This window comes from Serratia sp. BNK-33-b (genome assembly GCF_048684565.1).
Taxonomy (GTDB): domain Bacteria; phylum Pseudomonadota; class Gammaproteobacteria; order Enterobacterales; family Enterobacteriaceae; genus Serratia; species Serratia marcescens.
Genome location: NZ_JBLQTZ010000002.1, coordinates 14,611 through 30,456, shown reverse-complemented (window position 1 = coordinate 30,456; position 15,846 = coordinate 14,611). Strand labels below are relative to the sequence as shown.

Below are 15,846 nucleotides of genomic sequence, written 5' to 3'. Positions count from 1 at the left end.
GTCAGTCCTCCCGGAACATGCCATAGGCGCGTTCGATGTAGCTGTAGGCCATATCGCGCTCGTCGCTGCCGTTGCTGCTGTATCCATCGGCGCGCGGTTCGCGGAAATAGTTCATCAGGCCGGCCGCGTCGGCGATGAAGCCGCGCAAGACTTCCTCGGGCGTCCGTTTGAACTGCGCGCAAAGCTCGAAGAACTCGCGCGGCACGTCCAGTTCGACGCCTTCGGTCGTGTCTTCGATGAAACGGCCGTTCTCGCCGGGGATGATGCCGGCCGGGGCCAAGAAACCATCAATGCACGCGGCATTGCGCCAGCCGATGCGCTCGGCGTTGTACCTGGGCGAGCCGACGGGCGCGACGTGCTCGAACACGTCAAGCTCGAAGGCCCGGCGCAAGCTCTGGTCCATGTACGGCTGAAAGCGGTACATCGGGAAATCGCTACCGGGATCGGCGTTCATGATGACGCCGATCTGGCCGACCTCGGCCAACGGCTTGCCGCCTTCGGCCTTGGCCTTGGCCGCACGCTCGGCACTGCCGGCGAATGTCGGCTTCTCGAACGTGTTGCCCTGGTACTCGAACAATAGGCGGTCGCTGCCGTGCTGCTCGGGATCGGAAACGATGTCGAGCAAGCGGGCGTTGAAGAACGCCACGGGTTGGCGGGGGTGAATGAACATAGTCGGTCCCTGTGGTGGTTAGTGAGTGAAAGCGCGACGCACGTCGCGCACGATTGCGGCGAAGCTGACGGCAGCGCGCCGGCCGTGGTGGCTCCCTGAGACGCTTGCGCGCGTCGCCAGGATGCGAAGCCCGCGCACGGCTGCATCCATGCCGGTGCGGCGGTGATGCGGTTGCCCGGCTTGGGCGGCCAGCATTTCGATTGCGATAGCGCCCGCGATTAGGTCATCGTGGCGCACGCCTTCGCCCGAGGCGAGGGCATCAAGCGCGGACACTGCCGCGTCCAGCGCTTGGGGGATGAAGCCGTGTGACATATCCATGTGGGGCAGTCTCCAAGGCGGCGGAAAGGCTTACCAGCGCTTGCCGGTAAGGTAGCGGCGTGCGTCTTGCATCGCCTGGATGACGTGATGCACGCGGCTATTGAGGCCCGCCAGGACCGCGCCGCATTCGTCGTATTCCTTGGCCCGTGCGATGCCGGCGCGGGCCTCCTCGATGCGATCCGCATCGCATCCGACATATTCGCGCTTGCGCGGCTCGCCGGGCTGCTGCGGATACAGCAAATAGAAATATTTCGGGTTGCCCTCGGCATCCTTCCGCCAGTGTTCCGAAGCGTAAATGAGGCCGGCTTTCTTGAGCGCGGCCATACGCTGCGTCACGGTTTGAATTTCGACTTCCAGGGCGTCAATCAGCGCGGGCAGTTCAGCGGAGAGCTTCACCAGTTCGGCCGTATGTGCCTTATTTGTCTTGGTTGCCATGCGTTAAGCTCCAAACAGTGCGGTCTTGAAGGCCGCCACAAGCACCGCAAAACCGACGGTGCCAAACATCGCCAGCACGAAGGCCAGCCCCACGAATTGGACGTACACAAGGCCAGTGCCCACGGCGAAAATTCCGCGAATGATTCGCGTCGCAATGCTCACGATCAGGTCATCTAGAAATTTCATGCTTGCCTCCTTCCGGGCTGGCCGACCGGGAAACCCGGCCGACCGCTTTGGACACTAGAGCACGTCCAAAATATACCATATTGGCTAGTTGTTGTCACCATTTCGAGCCGCATTTAGCGCCTCGAAAACCCGCTGTCCGTTCCAGATTCCGGCGTTATTCAGTTGCCGAACCCACGGCTTACCGTCGCGGCTTGGGCTGAACCGGAACCCATGCGAGCGCAAGATTTGGCGCGTCGCTTCGTCCGGCTTACCGTCGAAAACAAACATCACGCGGTTTTCTTCGGTGTCCTCGCGGTAGGTGAAGCCCTGGCCGGTGCGCTCCACGTCCGCCCGTTGCCGGCGCTTCTCAAGCTCGGCAATGCGGCCTTTGACCCTGCGCATGTTCCCGTTGTTGTTGGTCAGCGCGTAGTCGGGGAAGCCAATACGCCCGCAAAAGTCTTTTTCCAAGAGTTGCGCGGCCTGCTTCTCACTAAACCCGAGGGCGACTAATGCCGCTACCTGCGTTTCGGCGGTTTTATTGGTGCGAATGGCCTTGTTTGCCGCCTTCATGCGCTCCTGTGACTTCTCCATGTCGGCCAGTTCGGCGCGCAGCTTGTCGATAGCGTCGGGGTCGTCGCTGGAAATGCCGCCAGTGCCCACGGATGCGGCTTTCTGCTCGTAGTGCTTGGCCTTGTCTTGCAGCGCAAACGCCTTCCCATAGGTGTTATGGATGCGGTCGCGGTAATTCCGGTCCCGCTTCTCGCTGTGGTGGCCGACTAGGATCGGCTGGCCGAAGGGGATAGCTTCGCCCATCTGCCGGGCCTTGCGGTAGGTGCTTTCGCTGTCGCGGGCGGCACGTTCGGCGCGTTCCTCGTACCGGGCCTTCTTGTCGGCTAGGCGCTGCTCGTAACGGTTCAAGGGGCGTTCCTCGGCCTCGATGGCCTCGGCCGCGTCCGGTGCTGCCTGGGCGCTTTCCTCGGCTGCGGGTGCGTCCTCGATCTTAGCCGGCTGCTCGGCTTGGGCCTCGCTGTCGTCGTCCTTGCGCGGGCCGTCGAGCGGTTCGGTCTGCGAGATATGGAAAACGGTTGTGGTCTTCGGCTTCTTCACGGGCACTTCCTCGCCGGTCTGCTCGTCCTTCTTGGTGCAAGGGATCACGGTCACGATACGCACGCCGTGTTGGCCCTTCTTCACCACGCGGCCCAGGGCTTTCCATGCGTTGAAGGTAAAGACGTTCTCGCGCGGCTTCACGTCGTCCGGGTCGATGCCCATTGCTGCGAAACCCTCGAAGATGGCTTGATAGTTCGCCATGCTTTCACCAGTAACCGCATTCGTCAGCGCCTTGTGTTGCAATTCGGCCTGCTTTGCAGTCCGCCCGGTCTTCGGGTTTTGGCTGTCAAACATTGCTTTGCTAGATGCTTGAGCCGGCTTTTGACTTTGAATTTCTTGGTGGTGATTCATGTCGGTATCCGCCTTAGTGGTTGAACATTGCTTCGCTGAGTGCCTTTCGCCGTGATTGCCCGTAGGAAGCTCGGTCGGATAAGCCGGACTGCAAGGGCGGAACCGGAAGCCGCAGCGCCGAAGGCGACCGGGTGAGGATTCCGGCGTAGCGAACCCTTGCGGGCCGGCCCGGCCGGGCTACCGTTTAGGGCAGGCGAAAGGTGGTCAGCGAAGCGGCTGTTTGTTCAACCTCCGCCGTAGGCGGATACGGACATGAGCACCGAGTAGGGCTGGGCTATGCCCTGCGAACTGGACCCGCGCAGCGGGGCTTGAAGTGCTGCCGAAGGCGGCGCACTGGTGACACCGCGGCCGCCTCGATCGCGCGGGCCTGTCACCAAGAAAATGAGCGCGTGCGGCATTGGTGACGAACTTCCCGCCGGCGCCGGCGGGATCTGTCACCAAGCGGGCGCAATGGCCGGACTGGTGACAGCGCGAAGCGCTGCAGGAAGTCCGGCCGTCACCATGAGCGGGCGGGCGACTGGTGACAGCCTGGCGCAACCTGGTCGGCGTGGCCGTCACCATGCCGGCCTATGGGCGCTGTCCACATATCCACGGCTTGCGAAGGATGCCCCATACATCCGCAGCGGGCGGTGGGTATGTGTGTCAGACGCCAAGCGCCGCAAGGCGCAACGAAAGGGATTGATGCCCGAATGGGGCGAGACTGCCGCTTGCGGCTGGCTCGATGCACGGCACGAAAGCCCGGCCCCGGCAGCGCCGGGGTGAGCATGGATTACTGCGTGGCGGTGCCTGCCCGGCGAAATTCCCAAGGTGGGACGGGCGAAGGATCGGCCCAAAGGCCGCGCTTCTCGCGGCGGGCCTCGGCCTCGATCTGGATCACGGCCGGATCGGTGACATAGCGGCGATACGCCCAGGCCATGCCCTGGCGCACAAGCTCGTTGTTGACGTTGACCGCGCCGACGTAGACGGTCCCGACGGTGCGGCCGTAACGGTCGGGGCCGGCCTCGGTCACGGTCACGTCCTGGCGAAAGGTGAGGGACGAAAGCGCCTGACGGGCGCGGGTTCCGAATGCCTGCCGCTTCTCGGGCGCGTCGATCTGCGCAAGCCGCACGCGCACGGGGCGCTTGTCTACCAGCACGTCGAGCGTGTCGCCGTCGATGACGCCGATGACGCGGCCGGCGATGTCAGCATAGGCCGAGCTGGCCGCGAAAATGAGGGCGAGCGCTGCGGCTCGCGCGAAAGTCTTCATAGGTCAGAAGGGAAGCGACGGTTGTTTAGGCGTGGTGTCGGGCAAGACGTGCGTAGGGCTTGGGTACAGCACAAGCCCGTTGCGCGACTCCGACAACTTCGCTTCGGGATAGATGGCGACGACGTTTTTCAACTCGCGCAGGAATGCGCGCTTGAAGTCGCGCAAGCCTTGGTCGTTGATGGCGTAGCCCGCGCCGAACTGACCGGACAACGAAACCCATGGGATGGTCGTGCGCTTTGATAGGTAGCTCATGCGGTGCGTGAGCCACACATAAATGTCGAGCGCCAAGGGCGATTGACGAAGTACGCGCATCGCGCGCATGTCCACCGGCAAGGGGTGCTCGATGCACTCCTTAAAGAACGGCTCCGAAAGCTGTAGGCGCGATTGCCAAGTGCCGGCTTCTTCCTCGGCCTGCGGCTGCCACCATTCGACCTTATCGGCCAGCAGCACGTTTTGCAGCGCCCAGGAATCCTTGCCCTCGTAGCGGCACGAAATGATCGCGCTGAAAAGCGTGGTCATGGCGTGCTTCAAGCGGGTGATGTCGCCGCGCTTGCCGCCCGTGCTGTGTAGACCGAGTTCATTCAAGTAGGACGCCAGCGTGTCGCCCAGGCTCAAGACGCGCTCTTTTTTCTGCACGGCCTCGGTCGCAACCCAGGTCAGCAGCAGCCGGGGCAGGGTGCCGTAAGGCAACCCCTCCGGGTGCGCGGTAAGCATGGTCAAGGTGAAGTCGCCGTTCTTGCGCACGAAGCGGTCTTCGGAGAGCCGGCGATGCGGCAGCGTCGCAATGGCAAGCGCGCGGGTCATGAAACCGAGCGTGCCCGCGCTTTTCGCGTCCTCGGCTTCAATGGCAAGGTGCGCTTCGATCAGGTCGCGCACGCGCTCGGGTAGCTCGGCATAGCGGTAATCGAAAACGGCTTTGATGGGCGTTTCGATGCGGCGCTTTGCGGCGGCCGGCTTCTCGGCCGGCGGCGTAATGTCTTTGGCCGGCGATGTGAAAGCCCGGTAGGGCTTGACTGCGCCAGTCGGCCGGCCGTTCATCTGGTCGGCCCTCGCGCGGGCCTCGGTCTGAACCCTTGCAAGCAAGGGGAAGTCCTTCGCCAGAAGGTCGCCAACGGCTGAAAGCCGTTGTGCTTCCTGCTTCTTCCTGTAGGCGCGCTGCGCCTCGGCCTTGGCCGTGGCTTCGCCCTTCGCTTTGAGTTGCGCGGTCACGTCGTCGGCGTCGCCGATGATCTTGCCCACGGTAGGCACGGCAAGCCGTCGCTTGGCCTCGGCGTTGTCGCGGTGCGCCTGGGCGGTCTTCGCGGCAACCATCGTTGCCGATTCAAGGTCGATGCCGATCTTCACCAAATCGTCACGGTAGCCGGCTTCGTCGAAAACGTCGGCGTCGGTTTTTTTGCTGCGTGTTCGGCCGCGTGTGGTAGATTGTTGTCTGGTCATCGTCGCCTGTCCCTTAAATGTGGTGGTGATGGCAAGCCGGCAGATTGCCCGATCTGCCGGCTTTTCTGTTTCTAGCGCTCATGTTCCGGTCCTTGCTGGCCGGCCCGCGTGCGGTCGGCCTGCTTGGCCGGCGTGCTGTGTCCCTTCTGCCTTTCACTCGGCGACTGACGAAAATCTTTCGTCTCGCCCTGGTCTAGTTTGGCCTGAACGTGCGTGCGCACGGCCAGCAGCGCATTGCGCTGCGCGGCGGCATCGTCCGGCATCTTCGTCTCGAAATACTGCGCGGCCGTGCGCATGGTCTTGAACGCTTCGCGCAATTCGGGGTGTAGCTCGATGGCGTCGGCCTCGGGCATCTGCTCGAAGGCGATAGCGCGGCTTGGCCGGATCGCATCGCGCAGCAGGTCCGGCAAGGCGCGGTTGCTTTCAAACTGGTCCATGCTCAACACGACATCGCGCTTTGTGCCGGCGTGCTGGATATGAGGCAACGCCAGTTCGTTCACGCTGAGGTCGCGGGCGATGTAGAGAACATCGCGCCCGCCCGGCGACTTGCCGAACCGATCCCAATCGAGCGTGTAGCCGGATGCCTCGGCAAGCTCGCGGGTGAACTCGCGCAAGGTCCGGCTGTTGCCGTCACTGAAAGGGTGGATGTAATCGACTTCGGCGTAGAGCTTGCCGATAGCCTTGGTGAACTCGGCCGGCTTGAGCTTCGATAGCTCGGCCGGGTTCGCGTCCTTCAAGACTTCATCAAGGCGGGCTTGCGCCGCCTTGTCCATCGGCGAATAGGCGACGTTCGACGGCGCTGCGACTGTCTCAAGGCTGCGGCTCTTGATCCAGTCATTGCCGGCGGCCACGGCTGGGCGGTACTCGCCCGGCGTGACATCATCAAAGCCCAGGCCGGGAAGGTCTTGGAATATGCGGCGGTTGACTTCTTTCAGGTGGGCGGCGTCGAAGTTGCCGCGCACCGGGTCAAGGCGCAATTCAACGACGCGCTGCCATGTGTGCGTCGCTTCGAGCGCTTGGCGCTGTTCAGCCGAAAGCGGCTTACCGCTCTTGGGCTGATTCATTGCGCACCTTCACGAACTCGGGCAGGTCAATTTCGCCGTTGATGAAGCGCTGTGCGTGCTTCTCGTCGGCCTTGCTGAGTTTGAAACCTTCCAGGCCGACCGAAGAACGGCCATAGTTCACGGCGTCTTCGCGGCGCTTGCGCTCGGCCGCGCTGATGAGGGGACGGGCCGGGGCGCGCGAACGGGACCGCTCGACATACTCGCGCATGAAATCGCGCAACACCTGGGCGGCGGGACGGTGCTCAAGCTCGGCTGCTTCCGAAAAGCTCGAACGCAAATCCGGCTCGACCCGGATCGTCATAGTTACTTCTTTGCTCATGGCTCACTCCGTCACTGATTCGGATAGGGCATTCTGCCCGTAACGACATTGTACTGCAAACGTCGTTACATGGTCAATTTAATTAGCCAAAAATACACTAGCCAATTTACATTGGCGCTTGGTGTTTTTGGCTATTCATGGGATGATAGCCAAGTTAGGCATACCCAATTTGGCCACAGAAGGGGGATTCATGACACAACGATGGAACCGCACGGTTCACGGTGCGATGCGCGAACTTCTACGCCGCGCTAACCGCGTCAGGATTTGGCGAGATTTATGGATGTCGCCTGTCTACGCATGGTTTCGCCGTAATGTTCTACATCGGGAAGACGCTTTTGCAATCAGCGTCCGAGAACTTCACGCAATAGACGCGCGAGTGGAACGAATTCATCGCCGTTATTTCAGGGGCAGCAGCCCACAAGGGGTAAAGAACAAATGATCGAAGACCTTAAAGGGGATGAGCGGACCTTAGTTGTCGTCGCTCTCCAAGCGCTGCACCGCGAGCGCGTGACGGCCTACGGCACGGCATGCACGGTTTGCGATCTGACCGGCAAGCCGTCGCCTGACCGCGACCTGTTCGGCCTGGACGAAGTGGACAACGCATTGCGGCGCATTGGTGCCGCTCCGATGCGATAAGGGGGCACGCATGGCAAACCGGATTCCGCTCGACCCCAAGCTGCCGAAGTTGTTCGACTCGACGCCGAACGAACAGCGCAGCAAGGCCCAATTAGACGCATGGTGGGATCACCCTTTCGGCGTGACGATGGCCGACGGCCGTATCGACGTTCGATGCCTCAACGGCGGGGCGTGGGATCGGTCTACGCATCTTGGCGTGGCCGATGACTACGACGCGGCGTGCGCACTGGCCGAAGCGAAACAAGCGGCGTGGCTGCGCTTCCGCGAACGGCCCGTCGGAAGTCCCCAGGACGGGAAATTCTTGCTCCTGAAAATGCCGCAACGGCCTGACGAAGACATGGTGACGGTTGGCACGTTCGACACGGCCGAAGCGGCGAATGAATACTTGCGCGAGCACTACCCCGAGACGCCGCGATGAAGGTTGCCCGCATCTACATGCGCGTCAGCACGGACGGCCAGGACTTGGAGCGACAAGAAAGCCTTGTGGCCGGGGCGCGGGATGCCGGCTACTACGTGGCCGGCGTCTACCGCGAAAAGGCATCGGGCGCGCGGGCGGATCGGCCGGAACTGCTGCGCATGATTTCGGACCTTCAACCCGGCGAAGTCGTCGTGGCGGAAAAGATCGACCGCATATCGCGCCTGCCGCTGGCCGAGGCCGAAAAGCTCGTCTCTGCGATCCGGGACAAGGGCGCGCGGCTGTCGGTCCCCGGCGTGGTGGACCTGTCCGAACTGGCGGCCGAAGCGAAGGGCGTTGCCAAGGTCGTGCTCGAATCCGTGCAAGACATGCTGTTGCGCGTCGCGTTGCAGATTGCACGCGATGACTACGAAGACCGGCGGGAACGGCAGCGCCAGGGCGTCGAACTGGCGAAGGCGGCCGGCCGCTACACTGGCCGGCGCGAAGACACCGGCACGCATGAACGCATCATTGCGCTGCGCACGGCAGGCAAGAGCATTGCCGACACGGCGCGGCTCGCCCAATGCAGCGCGAGCCAAGTTAAGCGCGTGTGGGCAATGGCGAAGGCCGACGGCCGCGTACTGTCCGACGACTGAATGGTGACGGCTGACCGCGCTCGAGCGCGCTAAATTGTCACCAAAAAATAACCCGGCTGGTAGCCGGGTTCATCGCGCATCATTGTGGGGGCAGGGGAGGGCGATAGTCCTTGATGTTTCGGGTAGGCCCGGACCACCCGACGTAAGCCGCCATCACCTTGCGGATGAGGGAAGACACGTTTTCGTCTTCGTCGCTCGCCTGTTGTTGAACTCTTTCAAGCAACTCTCTAGGCCAATCTATCTTTGATGAAGCTGCAAGGTGCGGGTTTTTAGGAGAATGAGCCATTGCGCTATTTCCGAACACTGGTGACAGTCAGCGTGGAAGCTGCGCGCGGCGCAGCCCTTGGCGGGCGATGAACTTCCCGACAACATGACAGAACATCAGAACAAATACGATCCGCGAGGCACCGTCTAGATTGCTCTCGATAAGTGCTGCTGCTCCCTTGCTGTACTCGATAACATCCAATGCAGCCAATAAGCCAAAGAGAACGGCAATACCGGCAAGGCCGACGGTGAGAAAACACGCCGCGAAATAGCAGAAGTTCGCCAGCTTGGTGACAGATTGCGAACTCTCTTGTGCTGCGCGTCGTATGGCTACATCAGTCCATCCCGGCCAGTCTGCTGTCCCCTTCAAACCGTCGCCAAGATGCTTTTCTTCCCAAGCTGAAAGCGCCTGACATTCTTCGTCGGTCAGGTGCTTTTGTAGCTCCTTAATGGCCCTCATACGGGCCTCAAATTCTTGAGACATATATCTCTCCAAAATGCACATAGTTGAATTCCAAAATATACCATTATGGAGCCTGATTAAGAACATTATGGGAGCGTAAGTTAGCGTAGTTTCGTTTGCTGCGCGCCCTGCGGGCTTGCCCAAAGGGGCGCTGCCCCTCTGGACGCCCCGCCCTCGCCGCCGGGAAGCTCGGGGGGCAGGGGTGGCGGGCTTTGCCCTTCGTCCCTGCCCCCACTCACATAGGCTTGGGTCGCCTACACCAGCATCAAGGGTTCGCTTCGCCGCCATCCTCGCCCGGTCCCTGCGCTACGCTCCGGGCTGCGGCCTCCGGTGTCGCCCTTGACACTGGCTCCGGCTGTTGGTGACAACTGGCCCGCCCGGGATCTGCAAAGCTGTCGCCAAAGAAAAACCCGGCACGGGGCCGGGTTCGATTGGTGACGCGGCCGAGCTGGCCAGGTTCGTTATCTGTCGCCATAGCGAGGCCAAAGACGCAGCACGATTGCAGCGGTGCCACCGAGTGCCGCGCAGACTATCCAGCCAAAGGCGCGATACGTCTCGGGCGACAACAGCCACCATGCGACGGACGCCAGCAACACGGCGAGGGTGAGGAACAGCAGCCGGCCGCCCGTCACGCTGTCACCAGATGGGCCAAGTAGATCGAATTGAGCGCGGCCAGCGCCCAGGCCAAGGCATAGAGCCAATAGCGCGGCGGCTTCACGCCTTCGAGCGCTTTGGCTATCACTGGATCGCTTATCGGCGTGTTGCGATGCCGCCAAAGGAACCATGCGGCATAGGCGTCTTTGCTCATGCGATACAGGCAAAAGGCGGCGACGGGCAGGCAGACATAGGGAAGCCACCACAACACGTCAGAAATGGTCTGTACGCCGTTCATTTCTGCATGGTCTCCCGTAGCTTCTCGCGGGCCTGCTCGATGGTGATGTCGCGGCAATCGGAACCGGCTGGGCACGTCATGAGTGCATGCACGTCGTCAAGCACGACGCGCACTAGCTCGACCGACTCCCAACGGCTGATTTTTCCGTCGGCCATGGCGTCCCGGATCAGTTGGCGGGTGTGCTCGTTCGCGTGCGGCCATGCCCAGGCATAGGACAGATAGGTGTAGTCCTCGGTTTCCTGATTGACGTAGTAGACAGCAGCGGCAGCGCTGAATACCGGGATCAGGACCGGGACCATCAGATAGTCGATGAAGAAACGGCGGGCCTTGCTCATTGCGCACGCTCCTTGCGAAGTTCGCGGAATGGGTCGGCGTTGCTGATGTAGGTGTGGCCGTCGATCCACGAAAAGCCGCACCGCATGACCCAGGTGTAATTTTTCTTCTCGAAGACCTCTACAGGATGGTCCTTGCATTCGTTGGCGCGCAGCCGGTCGATGGTGTGCATGTCGGCCGTGCCCAGGTTGCGGGCAAGGAATCGCGGGTAGCTGTCCGCATTGACCAGATAGAGGCGTTCAGCGGTATTCAGCACCGCGCCTACGATGACCAAGGCGGCGGCAATGCAGCCCATCTTGCCCAGGATGCGCAGCGGCTTGCGCTGCGACCGGGCCGCCTCGGCGGCTAGTCCGGCACCGATGAAAAAAGCCGCGAAGGCAAGATACCCGGCGAACGCCTGCCAGGATCGCCCGACGATCCCCAAAAATACGGCCATGCCAAGCCATAAGCCTATGCTTATTTGCCAAAGTGGCCCCTTCAATCCTTTCATGCTGTACGCCTCGAAAAAAAGCCCGCGAGGGTGTCGCGGGCGGTTCGTAATTATGCCGCCGCAGTCTGCGAACTGGCACCCTTGACCCGTAGGGCCTCCCACTGCTGCTTTACGGCCTCGGGGCCGTTGCTTTTAACCGGCGTCGCGTCGTCATGCTGATGCAGGGCAACGATGCGGGCCGCGTTCTCGGTCTTGGCCGCCTCCACGGCCGCTAGGGCATCGGCCCGGCCTTGGTCGTCGGGATGCGCGGCGCACTCGATTTGCAGGCGCAGCGCTTCGGCCTCTAGCCAGTCGTCAAACTCGCCACGAGTGGCGATTTCGGTCGCGGCCAGGGTGCCGCGCTGTTTGGCGTTGGCCTCGCGCTTGCGGCGTTCCTCTCGGTCGTTCTGCCGGGCGGTAATGATGTCATCCATGATCGGCCCGACAACCTTCCCGAGAAAACCGAACACAATAAGGATGCCGAACATCCACGGCATGACGTTGAAAATCATGTCGAACAAGGCGTCGGGTGCGGATTGCAGGCCATTCATTTCACACCCTCCGCGTCGCCGCTGACCTTCGTTTTCAGGGCGGCGAGGCGGTCGGCAATCGGGGCCGCCGTGAGGGCCGCCAGTTCGGCGTCGATGTTGCCGCCGCTCCTGTCGTCGGCCAGTTCGTCCAGCGCTTCGGCCCCGGCCTCGATCTTGTTCACACGCTCGCGCACGCTGTCGAAATCGACGGGGTTATCGCCGACACCGCCCAGGATGCGCGCCGCGCGACTGGTGGCGTTGGCGGCCTTGGCGCGGGCATCCAGCAATTCCGCCTCGTTGTCGGCGTCGTCCTTCTTCTTGCGAAGGTCGGCGAGCTTCGCTTTCAAGGCGTCAACCCTCGGCGACAGGATCGACAGCGACTTGTCGAACGCTGCGCCGTTCGTCTCGGCGCGGGCGGCACGCTCAAGCGCTGAGGTAGCGAGGTCGTCGCGGCCCACGCGCACGGCCTGCTCGGCCTTTGCGTTCCAGTCGGCCGCCTCCTGCTTGGCGTCGTCGCGCTTCTTGATGAGCACCTTTTGATCGCCGATGACGGATGCCACGGCTTCTTCGTGCTTGGCGATTTCGGCGGCGAGGTCGCGCACCATCTGGCGGGCGACTGCGCCGGGGTCTTCGATGTTGTCGAGCGCGTCATGCGCACGGGCCTTAAACAGTCGGGCGAGGCGATTTAAGATCGAGGTAGCCATGGTTCAAACTCCTTGCAGTTTGGGGATGGTTAGGCGGGCTTCGGCGTTCCAGCGCCGGGGCCTGCCGCTTACTTTCGCCAGTCCACAAAGGACGGGCTGACAACGATGTTCGGGCTGAACATCAAACCTGTGGGCGTCACGTTCATGCCGAGCGACGCGGAAATGGGAAGGCCGCCGATGTTGTGCATGCGGTAGCCGGTCCCGCCGTAGTAGTAGGGGCCGTTTGCGCAGCCCGTGAGGGCCACCACAAGGGCGGCAACGGCGATGCGTAGGGTCTTCACTCCTTCTTCCTCCTGGCCGATATTTCGGCCTGCTCTGGCCGCCATGCGGCCATGTCAGCGGTGACAGTGGCGAAACCGACATCGCGCAGCAGCTTGAGGGCCGTTCCGGCATCGCTGAACGTGCGCGGCTGCCGGTCGGAATGCCGAACCAAGACGACACGGCCGCCGGCCCGTGCGTCGGCCGTCACGACGAACACGCGGCCTTGGCCGACGATCTGCGCGGCGGCCAGTCCGCCGGCTTCGTGCGTGGTGCGCAACTGCTCCAAGGTCATGCTTTGCATGGTCAGTCCTTACGCGCGGTCGTCCGGCGTCACGGTTTCGATAATGAGGTCGTCATGGTCGGCGGTGAACGTGTGCGCCTTGCCGTCGCGGCTGCTGCCGGCGTTCAGTTCCCAGGCCAGCGGCCCGCCCGTGGTGCTGTTCAAGTTGTCCTCGATCACGCCCAGGCACGCCATGCGGCAAGCGTCGGCGCTGAGGCCATCCGCGCCGGCTTCGGCGAGGAACGCGGCGAACCGGGCCGCACCTGCGGCCGTGAAGTCGTGGACCTGCTGATAGGTGTCGGCAAGATCAATCCGCACGGTAGCGTTAGCGAGGATTGTTTGCACCGTGGATGCCGGCAGCGATTCAAGGCTGCTCGTATCGACCGGGACCGTCTGGATAGGCTTCTTCATTTGCAAAACTCCGTATTGGTGACAAAAGGGGCGAGGCCTGGCGGGCTTTCTGTCGCCAAGCCTCGGCGGTTAGGCTGCGGCGCGCACGTCGTCTTCAAGCAGGACCAGCAGGCGGCGCAGGTCGCGCACGGTCATCATGGGCACGGTGCAGGGTTGGCCCGTCGCAAAGGACCGTCGAATTTCCTCGGCAATCTTGTTAATATCCGGCATCGCTTTCCTCCTTAGAACTGGTTTGGCGGTCACTCCCCGGATGGTTGCAGCCATGCCGGGGAATCTTGTTTCTGTGCCCCTTGGCTTACTCGGCGGCCGTGTCCAGCGGGCCGTCAAAGTCGTTTTCTGTCAGGCTCTCAAGGTCTTGAATGACCTGTTCCAGCGCCTCGATAGCGGCGTCGGCCTTCTCGCCTTTCTCGCCCTCTGCGAAGGCTTCCGGCATGTTGTCGCGGTAGTCCTGTTCCTCGTCGCGGATGGCCTCTACATCGCTCTTGATGTCCTCGGCCTGCGACAACAGCGCCGCAATGCGGGCTTTGATGTCTTCAATCTGTTTGCGGCGCTGTGCGTTCATGGTTTGTTCCCTCGGCGATCAGTTAGAAGCCTTGCTTCTTCATTTCCTCGGCGACGATCTGGCAGGCGATTTCGTTCAGGTCGTCGGGGAGCTTGGATTGAATGGCTTGTAGCGCTTGCGCAGCAGCGAAGGCGCGGGCGAAGTCCGGGCGCAGTTCACGAATGGCGTTCGCTTCGCCGCTCTCGGCAAGCCGGCGATAGACGTTTGCCCACTCGCCCCAGGTCGGTGTGATGTCGATGGTCTTCATGCTCCAAGCTCCTTTGTCGGTGGCGACCAATATCGCCTAACTCGATAACCAAATTATACCATCTTGGTAATCTGAAATGCAAGAAACGCGACTCTAAAACAACAAAAACAGGGTGCCGGGTTGGCGACGGGGCCGCGTCCTGGTCGCGGTCCCTCTGTCGCCATGGCGGGCGGTCAGGCGTACCAAGTCACGCGGCACGGGCGGCCGTCCCACTTGCTCAAGCTGCCGCGCCCCGACTTGCCGGCGTTCAATGCGTGCCAGCCGGTCGCGCGGTGCGTTTCCTCTTTCGCCATCGGGTCGAAGTCGTCGGGCCGGGGCGTGCTGGTCCCGGTCATGCTGCCGGCCGGCTGCTCGGTGATGTCGGCCGCGATCTTGCGCACGACGGCGGAACGGTCGGACGGCACGCGCACGACCTGATAAAAGGTGACGTTGGTTTGCTCGTAGCCCCACACCGAATAAACGATGTCGCCGACGGCCAGCCCGTGCGCTGCCTGACGGCGGGCGCGCTTGGCTTCCTCGTACTCAGTTTCGCGGGCGACGTAATCGGACAGATAGCGGTCGCGGCGCTCGGCGCTGCCGAAGGCGTAGCGCTGCGCGGGCTTGGACTGGCGGCCCTTGTAGGCGACGAACGCAGGGCCGTTCGCGCTCTGGAAGCAATAGGCGATGACGGCGGCGGCGGGAAATTCGCGGGTTTCGGCGTTCTGCGGAATTTGGCGGGTCTTCATGGTGTCGGCTCCTGTTGTTCGGTGGCTGTGGGTGCCCCTTGCGGGGCACCTGGGCGGCTTAGTCTTCGTTCGGCTGCATGATGGTGATGACGGGTTCGGCGTTGTCTCCGGGGCCGATCTGCATCGCCAGCGAGACACGGCGCGGGCGGTTGCCTCGGCCCTCGCGCGGCACGCGGTACAGGTCGAACAAACAGCGCTCGACGTTGCCAGCGGTGCGCGCGGCAAGGTGGGCCATCCAAACCACGTCCCAAAGGCGGCCGGCTTCGTCCTGCGTGGTTGCCTTGCGGGCCTCGTCGGCCTCGGTCCACTCGACGCAATCGGCCCATGCGGCACGGGTCAGCGCAACGGGGATGCGGAACCCGGCTTCGCGGGCGGTTTCCGTCACGTCTACCAGCACGCCGTCGGCGATCCCTTGGGCGCGCGTGTAAGCCGAAATCACGTCTTCGGCGTTGAACAGCGGGGCGGTGTTGTTGGTCATGGCTGCGGCCTCCAAAAGTCAGACGATGTAAGAGGGAAGGGGGGAATCCGGGTCGATGGGGCCGGCCAACAGTTCGTTGGTTTCGTTGTCGTACACCTCGACCCAATAGCCAGCGGTCCAGAAGTTGCGCGCGTGGCCGTTAGCCTTCTTGCGGCAGATAGCGACGTGGTAGTCGTGCAGGTGCTCGAAGTGGGCGCGGGTTTCCGGGTTCGTGGTGCTGGCCTCGACGCGGTAGCTTCTGAGGCTTTGGGCTTCTACATTTGCTTTGCTAGATGCTTGAGCCGGCTTTTGATTTTTCTGGTGGTGATTCATGTCGGACCTCGCCTGTTGGTTGAACATTTGCTTCGCTGAGTGCCTTTCGCCGTGATTGCCCGTAGGAAGCCCGGCCCATAGAGGGCAGGGGTCAAGGGCGGCACCGGAAGCCGCAGC

Annotated in this window: 27 protein-coding genes; 3 read left to right on the top strand and 24 right to left on the bottom strand. The window is 62.5% G+C overall.

Going from position 1 to position 15,846, the window contains the following annotated elements; translation table 11 throughout:
* Position 1 precedes the first annotated feature (1 nt).
* The 9 genes from ACMGGK_RS24810 to ACMGGK_RS24770 all read right to left on the bottom strand — a co-directional run bounded on the left by ACMGGK_RS24810 (position 2) and on the right by ACMGGK_RS24770 (position 7,112).
* Positions 2 to 670: a hypothetical protein gene (locus tag ACMGGK_RS24810; RefSeq protein WP_248069122.1), complete on the bottom strand. Its 669-nt coding sequence runs from the start codon at positions 668 to 670 to the stop codon at positions 2 to 4.
* Between the two features lie 18 nt (positions 671 to 688).
* Positions 689 to 988, bottom strand: coding sequence for a hypothetical protein (locus ACMGGK_RS24805; RefSeq protein WP_043298233.1), 300 nt, complete (start codon positions 986 to 988; stop codon positions 689 to 691).
* Positions 989 to 1,018: 30 nt separating this feature from the next.
* Positions 1,019 to 1,423: a hypothetical protein gene (locus ACMGGK_RS24800; protein WP_248069125.1), complete on the bottom strand. Its 405-nt coding sequence runs from the start codon at positions 1,421 to 1,423 to the stop codon at positions 1,019 to 1,021.
* A 3-nt stretch (positions 1,424 to 1,426) separates the two neighbouring features.
* Positions 1,427 to 1,609 (bottom strand): hypothetical protein, encoded by a 183-nt coding sequence (locus ACMGGK_RS24795; protein ID WP_043298235.1) that lies wholly within the window; start codon positions 1,607 to 1,609, stop codon positions 1,427 to 1,429.
* Between the two features lie 84 nt (positions 1,610 to 1,693).
* On the bottom strand, positions 1,694 to 3,046 hold the full coding sequence (locus ACMGGK_RS24790) for a DUF3560 domain-containing protein (RefSeq protein WP_272688279.1): 1,353 nt from the start codon (positions 3,044 to 3,046) through the stop codon (positions 1,694 to 1,696).
* Between the two features lie 769 nt (positions 3,047 to 3,815).
* A complete protein-coding gene (locus ACMGGK_RS24785) occupies positions 3,816 to 4,292 on the bottom strand; it encodes a thermonuclease family protein (RefSeq protein WP_420278119.1) in 477 nt (158 codons plus the stop codon).
* Between the two features lie 3 nt (positions 4,293 to 4,295).
* Positions 4,296 to 5,729, bottom strand: coding sequence for a replication protein RepA (locus ACMGGK_RS24780; RefSeq protein ID WP_248069133.1), 1,434 nt, complete (start codon positions 5,727 to 5,729; stop codon positions 4,296 to 4,298).
* A 71-nt stretch (positions 5,730 to 5,800) separates the two neighbouring features.
* Positions 5,801 to 6,793 (bottom strand): Fic family protein, encoded by a 993-nt coding sequence (locus tag ACMGGK_RS24775; protein ID WP_248069136.1) that lies wholly within the window; start codon positions 6,791 to 6,793, stop codon positions 5,801 to 5,803.
* Entirely contained in the window at positions 6,771 to 7,112 is a 342-nt protein-coding gene (locus tag ACMGGK_RS24770; protein ID WP_248069139.1) for an antitoxin VbhA family protein, read from the bottom strand. The genes ACMGGK_RS24775 and ACMGGK_RS24770 overlap by 23 nt, the downstream gene beginning before the upstream one ends.
* Before the next feature lie 435 nt (positions 7,113 to 7,547).
* Here ACMGGK_RS24770 and ACMGGK_RS24765 point away from each other — a divergent pair, with 435 nt between their 5' ends.
* From ACMGGK_RS24765 to ACMGGK_RS24755, 3 genes are read left to right on the top strand one after another with little or no spacing between them, the layout of a single operon-like run.
* Positions 7,548 to 7,748, top strand: a complete 201-nt coding sequence (locus ACMGGK_RS24765; protein ID WP_272688276.1) for a hypothetical protein — start codon at positions 7,548 to 7,550, stop codon at positions 7,746 to 7,748.
* 10 nt (positions 7,749 to 7,758) lie between these two features.
* On the top strand, positions 7,759 to 8,166 hold the full coding sequence (locus tag ACMGGK_RS24760) for a DNA-binding protein (RefSeq protein WP_071446559.1): 408 nt from the start codon (positions 7,759 to 7,761) through the stop codon (positions 8,164 to 8,166).
* On the top strand, positions 8,163 to 8,798 hold the full coding sequence (locus ACMGGK_RS24755) for a recombinase family protein (protein ID WP_272688275.1): 636 nt from the start codon (positions 8,163 to 8,165) through the stop codon (positions 8,796 to 8,798). Before ACMGGK_RS24760 ends, ACMGGK_RS24755 begins: the two co-directional genes overlap by 4 nt.
* Positions 8,799 to 9,111: 313 nt before the next feature.
* Here the strand turns inward: ACMGGK_RS24755 and ACMGGK_RS24750 are convergent, their stop codons facing one another.
* From ACMGGK_RS24750 to ACMGGK_RS24680, 15 genes are all read right to left on the bottom strand, one after another.
* Entirely contained in the window at positions 9,112 to 9,546 is a 435-nt protein-coding gene (locus ACMGGK_RS24750) for a hypothetical protein (protein WP_272688274.1), read from the bottom strand.
* A 607-nt stretch (positions 9,547 to 10,153) separates the two neighbouring features.
* The gene (locus ACMGGK_RS24745; RefSeq protein WP_272688273.1) at positions 10,154 to 10,417 is read right to left on the bottom strand and encodes a hypothetical protein; all 264 of its coding nucleotides are present in this window, start codon (positions 10,415 to 10,417) and stop codon (positions 10,154 to 10,156) included.
* A complete protein-coding gene (locus tag ACMGGK_RS24740) occupies positions 10,414 to 10,752 on the bottom strand; it encodes a hypothetical protein (RefSeq protein ID WP_272688272.1) in 339 nt (112 codons plus the stop codon). Before ACMGGK_RS24740 ends, ACMGGK_RS24745 begins: the two co-directional genes overlap by 4 nt.
* Positions 10,749 to 11,240, bottom strand: coding sequence for a hypothetical protein (locus tag ACMGGK_RS24735; RefSeq protein ID WP_272688271.1), 492 nt, complete (start codon positions 11,238 to 11,240; stop codon positions 10,749 to 10,751). The genes ACMGGK_RS24740 and ACMGGK_RS24735 overlap by 4 nt, the downstream gene beginning before the upstream one ends.
* A 50-nt stretch (positions 11,241 to 11,290) precedes the next feature.
* On the bottom strand, positions 11,291 to 11,770 hold the full coding sequence (locus tag ACMGGK_RS24730) for a hypothetical protein (protein ID WP_272688270.1): 480 nt from the start codon (positions 11,768 to 11,770) through the stop codon (positions 11,291 to 11,293).
* Positions 11,767 to 12,453, bottom strand: coding sequence for a PspA/IM30 family protein (locus tag ACMGGK_RS24725; protein ID WP_137040497.1), 687 nt, complete (start codon positions 12,451 to 12,453; stop codon positions 11,767 to 11,769). Before ACMGGK_RS24725 ends, ACMGGK_RS24730 begins: the two co-directional genes overlap by 4 nt.
* 68 nt (positions 12,454 to 12,521) lie before the next feature.
* Entirely contained in the window at positions 12,522 to 12,734 is a 213-nt protein-coding gene (locus tag ACMGGK_RS24720; RefSeq protein ID WP_071446356.1) for a hypothetical protein, read from the bottom strand.
* Positions 12,731 to 13,015 carry a hypothetical protein gene (locus tag ACMGGK_RS24715; protein ID WP_205684878.1) on the bottom strand — a complete coding sequence of 95 codons (285 nt, stop codon included), beginning with the start codon at positions 13,013 to 13,015 and terminating at the stop codon, positions 12,731 to 12,733. Before ACMGGK_RS24715 ends, ACMGGK_RS24720 begins: the two co-directional genes overlap by 4 nt.
* Before the next feature lie 9 nt (positions 13,016 to 13,024).
* Positions 13,025 to 13,405: a hypothetical protein gene (locus ACMGGK_RS24710; protein ID WP_248069014.1), complete on the bottom strand. Its 381-nt coding sequence runs from the start codon at positions 13,403 to 13,405 to the stop codon at positions 13,025 to 13,027.
* A 69-nt stretch (positions 13,406 to 13,474) separates the two neighbouring features.
* Positions 13,475 to 13,615 (bottom strand): hypothetical protein, encoded by a 141-nt coding sequence (locus tag ACMGGK_RS24705; RefSeq protein WP_155033720.1) that lies wholly within the window; start codon positions 13,613 to 13,615, stop codon positions 13,475 to 13,477.
* An 85-nt stretch (positions 13,616 to 13,700) separates the two neighbouring features.
* Positions 13,701 to 13,967: a hypothetical protein gene (locus ACMGGK_RS24700; protein ID WP_248069012.1), complete on the bottom strand. Its 267-nt coding sequence runs from the start codon at positions 13,965 to 13,967 to the stop codon at positions 13,701 to 13,703.
* 22 nt (positions 13,968 to 13,989) lie between these two features.
* Positions 13,990 to 14,214, bottom strand: a complete 225-nt coding sequence (locus ACMGGK_RS24695; RefSeq protein ID WP_043298249.1) for a hypothetical protein — start codon at positions 14,212 to 14,214, stop codon at positions 13,990 to 13,992.
* Between the two features lie 173 nt (positions 14,215 to 14,387).
* Positions 14,388 to 14,939: a hypothetical protein gene (locus ACMGGK_RS24690; protein ID WP_043298195.1), complete on the bottom strand. Its 552-nt coding sequence runs from the start codon at positions 14,937 to 14,939 to the stop codon at positions 14,388 to 14,390.
* Positions 14,940 to 14,997: 58 nt separating this feature from the next.
* Entirely contained in the window at positions 14,998 to 15,417 is a 420-nt protein-coding gene (locus tag ACMGGK_RS24685) for a DUF6573 family protein (protein ID WP_248069009.1), read from the bottom strand.
* Between the two features lie 18 nt (positions 15,418 to 15,435).
* Entirely contained in the window at positions 15,436 to 15,729 is a 294-nt protein-coding gene (locus tag ACMGGK_RS24680) for a hypothetical protein (RefSeq protein ID WP_248069006.1), read from the bottom strand.
* Between the last annotated feature and the right edge of the window lie 117 nt (positions 15,730 to 15,846).